This is a genomic window from Streptomyces sp. CBMA123, assembly GCF_014596465.1.
Classification (GTDB): Bacteria; Actinomycetota; Actinomycetes; order Streptomycetales; family Streptomycetaceae; genus Kitasatospora.
In genome coordinates this window covers 1-10,740 of the sequence record NZ_MECK01000178.1, presented here as the reverse complement: position 1 = coordinate 10,740, position 10,740 = coordinate 1, and the positions used below count along the sequence as shown (strand labels likewise).

Sequence of the window (10,740 nt, the reverse complement as noted above, 5' to 3'; positions counted from 1 at the left end):
GTGGTCGAGCAGGGCGAGCGGCAGGACGGGCGGGCGGGCGCGCCGCCGTCCGGGGCCGGTGGGGGCGGGCCGGTCGGCGAGTGCCCAGGCCCAGGTGTCCAGTGCGATCCGGTAGATCCGCCGGGAGCCCGCGGCGAGCCCGGAGGCGGTCAGGTAGCGCTCGACGGCGAGGCCGTACTCGACCGGGGGGAGCTCTGTCACGATCGCCTTCTTCCGCAGTAAATGACCTGACCGGATGCCGTTCAAGGATATCCGGAAAGCGCAGTAAACAGCAGGTGGAAGCCCATATCTGAAGCGATTTACTGCGGCAGCCGTAAATGTCGCCACCCTTGATGCCGAAAGGCTCAGGTTTTTCGCCGGAAACCCTTGAATCCGATTCCCCCGCGCCCGCAGACTGACTGCCCATGGCAATGGACACCGAGGCAATGGACGCAGAACGGATCCCGGCCCGCCCGAGGCGCCTGGGAGCCCGTCTCGCCGTGCTGGGCGAGCGCGACTTCCGCCGGTTCTTCATCGGCTACACCACCTCCCTCCTCGGCTCCTCGATGGCGCCGGTCGCCGTGGCCTTCGCCGTCCTCGACGGCGGCGGGACGGGCACCGAACTCGGCTGGGTGATGGCCGCCCGGATCCTCCCGGTGGTGCTGGTGCTGCTGGCCGGCGGGGTGATCGCCGACCGGCTGGGCAGCCGCCGGCTGATGCTGGGCTCGGACGTCCTGCGCGGCCTGGTCCAGGGGCTGTTCGCCGCGCTGCTGGCGGCCGGGCACGCGTCGGTGGGGGCGATGGTCGCGCTGGTGGCGGTGTGGGGGATCGGTGAGGGGCTGTTCATGCCCGCGTTCGGCGCGATCGTGCCCGGTCTGGTGCGCCGGGAGGAGCTGCTGGCGGACGGCAACACCCTGCTGGGCCTGTCGCGTTCGGCGGCCACGGTGGCCGGGCCGGCGCTGGCAGGCCTGGTCACGGCGGTGCGGGGCCCGGCGGCGGTGCTGCTGGTCGACGCGGTCACGTACGGGGTCGGCGCGCTGGCGCTGGCCGGTCTCCGGCTTCCCGGGCGACCCGCGACGGCCGGCGCCCGGACCTCGATGGTCCACGAACTGCGGTCCGGCTGGTCGGAGTTCGCCGCCCGCCCGTGGCTGTGGATCACCACCGCGCAGATGGGCCTGTTCAACCTGCTGGTCTGGGCCCCGTTCCTGGTGCTCGGCCCGCTCACCGCGCAGCGCGAGCTGGGCGGCGCCCGGGCCTGGGGCCTGGTGATGGGCGTGTACGGGGTCGGCGCGGTGCTGGGCGGGCTGCTGATGCTGGGCCGCCGCCCCGGGCGCCCGCTCGCGGTGGCGACGGTGGCCGGGCTGGCCTGGGCGCTGCCCTCCGCCGCGCTGGCGGCGGAGGCGCCGCTGCCCTGGGTGGTGGCCGGCGCGCTGCTGGCGGGGGTCGGTTCGGCGGTCTGCGGGACGCTGTACGGCACCACCGTGCAGCGGTGGGTCCCGGCGCGGTTGCTGGGCCGGCTGACCTCCTTCGGGGCGCTGGGCTCCTTCGTCCTCGGCCCGCTCGGGCTGGCGGCGGCCGGTCCGCTGGCGGCCCGGTTCGGCACCGGCGGGGTGCTGCTGCTGGGAGCGGTCTGGCAAGTTGCTGCCGGGGCCGTAGTGTTGGGCGTACCGGCCGTACGGAATCGTCGCTGGGACGAGGGCCCGAGCACCTGACTCACCCCTCGGACGGCTCCGGGGCGCACCCCCGGCCACCATCGGTGCGGCCCACCGCGCACCGTGCCCGGCCGGCTCCGGAGTGCCGCCGGTCGCTCCGCCCACGCGTGTGTGCCTCCGCGGCGGGCGGGGTGGCCGGGTCGGTCGTACCGTGGGGGGTGGGGGTCAGAGGAGGTCGACCATGCCCGGTTCGCTCACCATCAGCCACCACCAGGCCCCGGCCGCCCTGGACCACGCGGACGCGGAGCGGCTGGCCACCGTGCTGGCCGAACTGGCGTACCTGCTGGAGATCCCGGGGCCGAACCGGATCAACGAGGCGCAGCTCACCGTGCTCTGCGAGGGCCGCGCGCCGGACCGCGCCGAACTGTCGCACTGGGCGAGGGCGCTGTCCGCCGAGCTGAAGGGGCAGCACCAGAAGGGGCAGCACTAGAAGGGGCGGCACCAAGGAGCAGCGCCGGCGGGCCCGCCGGAGGCACGCCCCGTCCGCCGTACGATGGCGAACGGGGCGGACCGGCCGGTGCCGCACCCCGGTTGCCGGATCGGCCGGTGGCCGGCCCGGTGGAGGGTGGGGGCCCGAGCGTGTCGCAGTCCTGGTCGTTGTCCTGGCTGACCGTGCCGACCCCACTGCCGAGCGGTCCGATGCACATCGCGGTGACGCCGCTGGGCGTGGCGGCGGCCGGCTACGGCGGACGGGACGGCGAGGCGCCGCCGTGCACCGACCCGGCGAAGGTCGCCGCCGTCACCGAGCGGCTCGGCGCCTACCTGGCGGGCCGCACCAGGGACGTGGGCCTGCCGATCGACTGGAGCCTCAGCTCCGGGCCGCACCGCACCGTGCTGCGCACGCTCTGGGAGCAGGTGCCGTACGGCCGGACCATCACCTACGGCGAACTGGCCGCCCGCAGCGGGGTGTTCGAGGACGTCGCCGAACCCGGACTGGCCGCCCGGACGGTCGGGCAGATGATGGCGGCCAACCCGGTCGCCCTGCTGGTGCCCTGTCACCGAGTGGTGGCGGCGGACGGGATCGGCGGCTTCGGCGGCGGCCGGGTCGGGATCGACGTGAAGCGCTGGCTGCTCACCCTGGAGGGGGTGCTGGAGCCGACGCTGGACTGGAACGGCCCGCTGTAGCCGCCCCGCGCCGGGCGCGTACGGGAGGTGTCAAGAGGTGGCGCGGTCGGGGTGGTCGATGGGGGAAGATGGGGGCCGGCGTTGCGATGGTTTTCGAATGAATAGTCGAACACATATCGATCAGGTGATCTAGTCGTACTATTTGTTCGGTTATTCGGAACCACTCGAATGAGTGATTGCGGGACGCCCCCGAACGGGCCCACCATGAAGCCGCAACATGAATGTGCAAGGCGACGCTTTCATCGGGCATGCGAAGGGCTCCCCTTATGTCGACCGAAACCAATGCCGGAATTCCTGCGCCGGGCGCGCAGCCGGAGATCCGGCAGCAGCAGTCCCTGAGCACGGCGGGCGCGCGGAACCTCGCCACGACCACCAAGTCCGCGCCCCAGATGCAGGGCATCAGCCCGCGCTGGCTGCTCAGGATGCTGCCCTGGGTGCAGGTCTCCGGCGGTACCTACCGGGTCAACCGCCGCCTGCGCCACAAGGTCGGCCGTGGCCGGGTGAGTTTCGTCAAGACCGGTTCCGAGGTGCGGATCGTCCCGCAGACCCTGGCCGAGGTGCCGGTGCTGCGCGGCTACCAGGACGAGGCCGTGCTGGAGGAGCTGGCCGGCCGCTTCGTGCAACGGCAGTTCGACGCGGGGGACGTCCTGGTCACCGCCGGCACGCCGATCAGCGAGGTCTTCCTCATCGCGCACGGCAAGCTCGACCGGCTCGGCACCGGCAAGTACGGCGAGGAGACGGTGGTCGGCACCCTCGCCGACGGTGACCACCTGGGCGACGAGGCGCTCCAGGAGGAGGACGGCGCCTGGCCGTACACCGTCCGCGCCGCCACCTCCGGCACCGTACTGGTGCTCTCCTGGCCCTCCTTCCAGGAGCTGCACGACCGCTCCGAGTCGCTGCAGCTGCAGATCATGGAGTACCTGAACGGCTTCGAGCAGGCGCAGAACAAGCACGGCGAGGCCGCGATCGGCCTCTCCGCCGGCCACCAGGGCGAGTACGACCTGCCCGGCGCCTTCGTGGACTACGAGCTCAGGCCCCGCGAGTACGAGCTGAGCGTCGCCCAGACGATCCTCAAGGTCCACAGCCGCGTCGCCGACCTCTACAACCAGCCGATGAACCAGACCGAGCACCAGCTCCGGCTGACCATCGAGGCCCTGCGCGAGCGCCAGGAGCACGAGCTCGTCAACAACCCCGAGTTCGGGCTGCTGGAGAGCGCCGAGTACGACCAGCGGATCCAGACCCACTCCGGCCCGCCCACCCCGGACGACATGGACGAACTGCTCAGCCGCCGCCGCAGCACCAAGATGTTCCTGGCCCACCCCAAGGCCATCGCCGCCTTCGGCCGGGAGTGCAACAAGCGCGGCCTCAACCCGGGCACCGTCGAGGTCGAGGGCAAGCACGTCAACGCCTGGCGCGGGGTGCCGCTCTTCCCGTGCGACAAGATCCCGATCATCGGCGGGCACACCAGCTCGATCATCGCGATGCGCGTCGGCGAGGACAACCAGGGCGTCGTCGGCCTGCACCAGACCGGAATTCCGGATGAATACCAGCCGGGCCTCTCGGTGCGTTTCATGGGAATCGACGAGAAGGCCATCATCTCCTACCTGGTGAGCGCCTACTACTCGGCCGCGATCCTGGTCCCGGACGCGGTCGGCGTGCTGGAGAACGTGGACGTCGCGCAGCGCTGACGACGGGCCCCCGGCTCGGCCTCCGAGCCCGGAACCGCGCCGCCCGGCCAGGGGTACAGCCCCGGCCGGGCGGCGCGCCGCGGTGCGTACGGCCACCGGCCCGCCGCCCCGGCACCACCCGGCCGCCCGACGGGCCGGCCGTCCCACGACAGGCGCCCTACAGGGGGAGGAACCCATGACGAGCTCCACGCTGGAGCGGGACCACAAAGAGGGCCACGAGGCGGCCGACATCCTCGCCCGCGCCCGCGGACTGGTCGACCCGGTGCTGCGGGCCGCCGTCGACTCACTGCCCGGCACGATGCGCAAGGTCGCCGGCTACCACTTCGGGTGGTGGGAGGCGGACGGCACGCCCTCCGAGTCCTCCTCCGGCAAGGCGATCCGCCCCGCGCTGGTCCTCGCCGCCACCCAGGCCCTCGGCGGCACCCCCGGTACGGCCGTCGCCGCGGCCGCCGCGGTGGAGCTGGTCCACAACTTCACCCTGCTCCACGACGACGTCATCGACCGGGACGACACCCGGCGCCACCGGCCCACCGCCTGGCGGGTGTTCGGCACCACCGAGGCCATCCTGGCCGGCGACGCGATGCACTCCCTCGCGCTGCGCCTGGTCGCCGAGGACTCCCACCCGGCCGCCCGGGGCTCGATCCGCCGGCTCGCCGACTGCGTGGTCGAGCTCTGCGAGGGCCAGCAGATCGACTGCGCCTTCGAGCAGCGCAACGACGTCTCGCTCACCGAGTGCCTGGCGATGGCCGAGGCCAAGACCGGAGCCCTGCTCGGCGCCGCCTGCGCGATGGGCGCGCTGTACGGGGGCGGGTCGGAGGAGGCGGCGCGGGCGATGGACGGCTTCGGCCGCGAGATCGGCCTGGCCTTCCAGCTGATTGACGACCTGATCGGCATCTGGGGGGATCCGACGGTCACCGGCAAGCCGGTCGGCGCGGACCTCGTCGCCCGGAAGAAGTCGCTGCCGGTGGTCAAGGCGCTCGGCTCGGGCACCGCCGAGGGCGCCCGGCTCGCCGAGCTGTACTCGCTCGAACGGGCACTCACCTCCGGGGAGTTGGCTCAGTGCGCGGCCGCGGTCGAGGCGGCCGGGGGCCGCGGCTGGGCGCAGGGCGAGTCCTGCGAGCGGATGGCCGCGGCGATGGCGCAACTGGCCGCGGCCGTCCCGGAGCCGGCCGCGGCGGACGAACTGCTGGCGCTCGCCGAGCTGGTGACCCGCCGCACCCACTGAGTGCGCCTCCGGAGCGGGAAGTCGGCCCGGCCGACTTCCCGCTCCGCGGCTTCGCCCGAGGCGCCGCACCCGGGGAGCTCCCCCCGGGAGTCTCACCCGTGCGCGGCCAACAGCCTTTGCTCCTTGGCCGGTTCGATGCCCTGCTTGAACGGCGCTCCCGGGACCAGCTTCCGCCCCTCGGCGTCGGTGTCCTCGGCCTGGCCCCGGGCGCGCAGCCACTCCCAGGTGTCCCGGGCGGTCTCCGCGAACGGACGGCAGCGCAGCCCGGCCGCCTCGGCGCGGGTGCTGTCGACCTGCCAGATGTACCGCCACTCCGGCAGGTCCGGCGCCCAGAAAGGGAGTTCGAGCCAGGGGGCGACCTGGTCCGGCCCCTCGGCGAGCAGCGCGGCGTCGTCGACCGGGACCAGCTCGGTGCCGGCCGCGCCCGCGATCTCCCGGCAGGTCTCCAGCCACTGCCCGAAGGTGAGCCGCCCGGGCGGCGCGGTGGTGATGTAGCGCCCCGCCGTCCCGGCCGTCAGCAGGTCGAGCCCGAAGGCGGCGAAGTCCCGCACGTCGATCACCTGGATGGTCCGCTCCGGATCGCCGGGCGCGAGCACCCGCCCGCCGCGGGCCATCCGCTCCAGCCACCAGGGCAGCCGGCCGCCCAGCTCGTACGGTCCGATCAGCAGCCCGCTGCTGAGCACCAGGGTGCGTTCGGCGCCGAAGCCCGCCAGCACCGCGCGCTCGGCGCCCGCCTTCAGCTCGCGGCCGAACGGCTGGTCGGGCGGGGTGTCGGCGGGGCAGGGGAGGAGCGGGGAGTCCTCGCTGATCACCTGGGTGGCCCAGTCGGCGTAGGCGTGCACCGAGGAGACGAAGGTGTAGTGGTCGGCCCGTTCGCGCAGCAGTCGGGCGGAGAGCGCGGCCTGGGCGGGCTGGCGGGCGGAGGTGTCGACGACGGCGTCCCAGTGGCGGCCCTCGATCAGCCGGGCGAGGTCCTCGGCGCTGTCGCGGTCGCCCCGGACGGTCTCGACCCCGGGCAGGTCGGGGGCGCTGCGGCCGCGGTTGAAGGTGGTGACCTGGTGGCCGCGGGCGAGCGCCTCGGTGGCGTAGGCCCGTCCGAGAAAGGACGAGCCCCCGAGCAGGAGGATCTTCATACCGGCCAGCCTGTCCCCGCCGTACCACCCGTACGCCCGGGTTCGCGCTGAGCGGAGCGCCCAGGCGGAGTGCCCGCGCCGAGCACCCAGGCCGAGCACCCAGGCCGAGCACCGAGCCGAGGACCCGAGCCGAGGACCCGCGCCGAGCACCGAACCAGCCCCCACCCGGCCCCGGCGCCGCCCGACATGCCACCCTCATCCACCCCCCTTAGCATCCCAGATGTACCGATCTGCCCTGATTCGGCCTGGGAGAGCGACAGCATGGTCAACCCGGCACTCGTCGATCCGGCCACCATCCGCGCGACCGCGGCCGAGGCCTGGATCCGCGCCCACCCCGTCCTGCGCAACTACCGCACCCTCTACGCCCAGGCCCTGGACGACGCGGACCCCGGCTACGTCGGCGGTTTCGGCGTCTTCCGCCACACCTCGCGGCCGGCCACTCCCGCCGACACCGACGCCGTCACCCCCGACAACGACACCCTCCCCTCCCGCGCCTGGCTCGACCTGCGCGCCGAGCCCTGGGTGCTCTCGGTCCCCTCCGACGCCGGCTACCGCGTCCTCGCGGTGCACGAACTCGACACCCTCCAGGCCGGGTTGATCGGCTCCCGGACCACCGGCCAGGAGGCCGGGGACTTCCTGGTGGCCGGCCCCGACTGGACGGGCGAGACCCCGCCCGGCATCGCGGGCGTGATCCGCACCGCCACCCGACTGGTCAGCGTCCTCGCCCACACCCGGCTCACCGGGAACAGCCCCGCCGAGCTCGCCGAGCTGCGGGCCGTCCAGGAGCAGTACCGGCTGCGCCCGCTGCACGAGTACACCGGCAGCCCGGCCCCCGCCCCCGCCCCCGAACCGGTCTGGCCGGTCTGGCGCGACGAGGTCCCGGACGGCGCCGAGTTCCTCACCTTCCTCGACTTCCTGCTCGGGTTCTTCCCGCTGACCGACCGACTCCCGCCGGCCGAGAGCGAGTTGCGCGGCCGCCTGACCGACCTCGGCATCGACGGCCGTGGCGAGTTCGAGCCCGCCGTCCTCCCGCTGGAGACCCGCGCCGAACTCGACCGGGGCATCGCCGACGGCCGCGCCCGGCTGACCCGCGCCGTCACCGAACTCCGTGACTCCGCAGGCCTGTTCGGCACCCGCGAGCAGCTGGGCGGGGACTTCCTCCGGCAGGCCGTCGCCGCCGAGCTCGGGCCGTACGGACTGCCCGTCGAGGAGGTCTGGTACGGCCGTTGGGCGGCGGACAGCGCGGGCCACCGCCCGCCGAACGCCGCCGACCGCGACTACCTGATCCGCTTCGCCCCGGACGCCCTGCCGCCGGCCCGCTTCTTCTGGTCCGCGACCGCGTACGCGCTCCCCGGGCACCGGCTGGTCGACAACACCCTGGACCGCTACTCGATCGGCGCCCACACCCCCGGCCTGGTCCGCGACCGGGACGGCGGCCTCACCCTCTACGTCCAGCACAAGCGCCCCGCCGACGCCGAGCACTCCGCCAACTGGCTGCCCGCCCCGGACGGCCCGTTCGCCGTCGTGCTCCGGATCCGCGGCCCGGAGGCCTCCGTCCTGGACGGCCGCTGGCAACCCCCGCCGCTCACCCCGCGCTGATCCGCCGCCCGCCCCGCGCTGGTCCGCCGCCCGCCGCCCGCCGCCCGCCGCCCGCTGGTCCGCCGCCCGCCGCCAACGTCCAGCCCCCGTCCAGCCCCCGTCCAGCCCCGCCCCGCTCCGACCCCGACGAAGGACCCCCGATGAACCTGCCCGAGCTGGAGGCCCTGGCCGCCGACGCCTACGTCTACGGCTACCCGCTCGTCGCCGGCCTCACCATGGTCGAGCGCTTCGCCAAGGGCGGCCTGGGCACCCTCCCGGCGGCGCCGTTCAACCACTTCAGCCACGCCACCCGGCTGGCCGGCCCGGCCGACCACTTCGTCTCGGTCAACAACGACACCATCTACTCGATCGCCCAACTGGACCTCTCCGAGGGCCCGCAGGTGCTGCACGTCCCGGACACCGCCGGCGCCTACTACGTGCTGCAGTTCCTCGGCGCCTGGACGGACAACGTCGCCTACCTCGGCAGCCGGGCCACCGGCACCGCGGCCCAGACCTGGCTGGTCGTCCCGCCCGAGTGGCACGGCACCGCGCCGGACCGGGACCGGGTGATCGAACTGCCCACCACCGTCGGCACGATCGTCGGCCGCTTCGCCTGCAACGGCCCCGGCGACCTGCCCCGGGTCAAGGCGCTCCAGGCCGGGCTCGTCCTGGAGCCGCTGGAGCCCGGCGGCCTGGTCGCCGGAGTGCCCGAGCCCGACCCGGACGTCCCCGAGCGGCTGGCCTTCTTCGAACGCCTGCGAGTGTGGATGCAGGCCTTCCCGCCGGCCACCCCCGACATCGAGTACCAGCGCCGCTTCGCCCCGCTCGGCCTGCTGGACGACGGCGCCTCGCCGTACCGCGCGGCCGCCGCGGAGTGGACCCTGGCGCTCGCCAAGGGCCTGGCCGCCGGGCGCGAACGGGTCGAGGACGCCACCCGCCCGCCCGAGGACCACCCGCTCGGCGAGTGGCGCTCCACGCTCCACCTCTTCGACTACAACATCGACCACCTGGGCCCCGGCACCCTGGACGACCCGGAGTGGCGCATCCCCGACCGCCGCGCCGCCTACCTCAGCCGCGCCGCCGCCGCCCGGGCCGGCCTCTGGGGCAACCACGCCTACGAGGCCTCGTACGCGATGACCTACGACGACTCCGACGGCCGCCCGCTCACCGGCGCCAACAGCTACACCCTCCGCTTCGAGCAGCCCCCGCCGGCCGAGGCCTTCTGGTCCGTCACGATGTACTCGGTGCCGGACTACTACCTGGTGGAGAACCCGATCGACCGCTACTCGATCGGCGACCGCACCCCCGGCCTGGTGTACGGGGACGACGGCTCGCTGACCGTGACCCTCCAGCACGAGCAGCCGGACGACCCGACGGCCGCCGCCAACTGGCTCCCCACCCCGCTCGGCGAGTTCCGCCCGATCATCCGGCTCTACCGGCCGAAGCCCGTCGTGCTCGACGGCACCTACCAGGTCCCGCCGATCCACCGCAGCCCTCCCGCGCAAGAGCAGGCCTAGCGCCCCGTCGCGGTGCCCGTCGGGTGCGGGGAGGCGCTCCCGGTCGGTGTCCCCGAGGGGCTCGGCGCCCCGGTCGGCGAGCCGGAGGGCGACGGCGCCCCGGTCCGGCTCGGCGTCGCCGTGGGCGTGGCCGTGGCCGACGACCCCCCGCCCGGTGTCGGCGGGGACGTCGACGGTGACGCGGACGGTGCTGCCGATGCGGACGTCGACGCGGGCGCCGAGGGCTCCGCCGAGGAGGAGGACCCGCCCCGGTTCTCCGGCCCGCCCTCCAGGGTGACCACCGCCTGGGAGGGTGGCAGCGCGATCCGGGCGGTCCAGTGGGTGGTGGGCGCGAGGGTCTCGTCCACGGTGACGATCACGGTGATCCGCTGCCCGGGCGCGAGCGTCCCCGCGTCGCGGCTGAGCCGGAGCCAGCCGGCGTCCGTCACGGCGTGCCAACGGATCTCCGTGGTGCCGGAGTTGGTGAGGGTGAGCACCGTCCGGCTGCCGTACTCCCCGGCCTCGACGGTGAGCAGTCCGGCCGGGGCCGGGTCGCTCGCGCCCGGGGCGGAGGCCCGTTCGACCGCGGGGGCCGGGGCGGCGACCAGGGTGGGGCTGCCGAGCGGGGTGGCGCCCCGGGCGGGCACCGGGACCAGTGGACCCTGGAAGGTGAGCCGCGGAAAGCCGGGAAGCAACGTTTCTGCACCGTTTGCTCCGCCCCCGCCACCCCCGCCCGCACCCGCCAGCTCCAGCCCCGGCATCCCCGCGCCCACCGCCGCCCCCGCGGCCACCCCCGCCGCCCAC

The 10,740-nt window shown here is 74.4% G+C and carries 9 protein-coding genes and 1 pseudogene; 7 read left to right on the top strand and 3 right to left on the bottom strand.

Annotated elements, in window-relative coordinates; translation table 11 throughout:
* Nucleotides 1-201: pseudogene (locus tag BG452_RS20590) on the bottom strand (hypothetical protein); the annotation flags it as partial.
* A gap of 203 nt (nt 202-404) precedes the next feature.
* Between BG452_RS20590 and BG452_RS20585 the strand changes: the two are divergent.
* From BG452_RS20585 to BG452_RS20565, 5 genes are all read left to right on the top strand, one after another.
* Entirely contained in the window at nt 405-1,691 is a 1,287-nt protein-coding gene (locus BG452_RS20585) for an MFS transporter (protein WP_223242499.1), read from the top strand.
* Between the two features lie 181 nt (nt 1,692-1,872).
* Nucleotides 1,873-2,121, top strand: a complete 249-nt coding sequence (locus BG452_RS20580) for a hypothetical protein (RefSeq protein ID WP_188305806.1) — start codon at nt 1,873-1,875, stop codon at nt 2,119-2,121.
* A 149-nt stretch (nt 2,122-2,270) separates the two neighbouring features.
* Nucleotides 2,271-2,816, top strand: a complete 546-nt coding sequence (locus BG452_RS20575; protein ID WP_317621147.1) for a methylated-DNA--[protein]-cysteine S-methyltransferase — start codon at nt 2,271-2,273, stop codon at nt 2,814-2,816.
* A 266-nt stretch (nt 2,817-3,082) separates the two neighbouring features.
* Nucleotides 3,083-4,504, top strand: a complete 1,422-nt coding sequence (locus BG452_RS20570) for a family 2B encapsulin nanocompartment shell protein (RefSeq protein WP_188305805.1) — start codon at nt 3,083-3,085, stop codon at nt 4,502-4,504.
* A gap of 175 nt (nt 4,505-4,679) precedes the next feature.
* Nucleotides 4,680-5,729 (top strand): family 2 encapsulin nanocompartment cargo protein polyprenyl transferase, encoded by a 1,050-nt coding sequence (locus BG452_RS20565; protein ID WP_188305804.1) that lies wholly within the window; start codon nt 4,680-4,682, stop codon nt 5,727-5,729.
* Between the two features lie 92 nt (nt 5,730-5,821).
* Here BG452_RS20565 and BG452_RS20560 read toward each other — a convergent pair whose 3' ends face one another.
* On the bottom strand, nt 5,822-6,862 hold the full coding sequence (locus tag BG452_RS20560; RefSeq protein ID WP_188305803.1) for an NAD-dependent epimerase/dehydratase family protein: 1,041 nt from the start codon (nt 6,860-6,862) through the stop codon (nt 5,822-5,824).
* A 261-nt stretch (nt 6,863-7,123) separates the two neighbouring features.
* Between BG452_RS20560 and BG452_RS20555 the strand changes: the two genes are divergently transcribed.
* A complete protein-coding gene (locus tag BG452_RS20555) occupies nt 7,124-8,461 on the top strand; it encodes a DUF1254 domain-containing protein (RefSeq protein ID WP_188305802.1) in 1,338 nt (445 codons plus the stop codon).
* A 140-nt stretch (nt 8,462-8,601) separates the two neighbouring features.
* Nucleotides 8,602-9,957 (top strand): DUF1254 domain-containing protein, encoded by a 1,356-nt coding sequence (locus BG452_RS20550; RefSeq protein WP_188305801.1) that lies wholly within the window; start codon nt 8,602-8,604, stop codon nt 9,955-9,957.
* Here the strand turns inward: BG452_RS20550 and BG452_RS20545 are convergent.
* Nucleotides 9,954-10,740: BACON domain-containing protein (locus tag BG452_RS20545; protein ID WP_411292979.1), on the bottom strand; the 787-nt coding region annotated here is incomplete at its 5' end. The genes BG452_RS20550 and BG452_RS20545 overlap by 4 nt on opposite strands.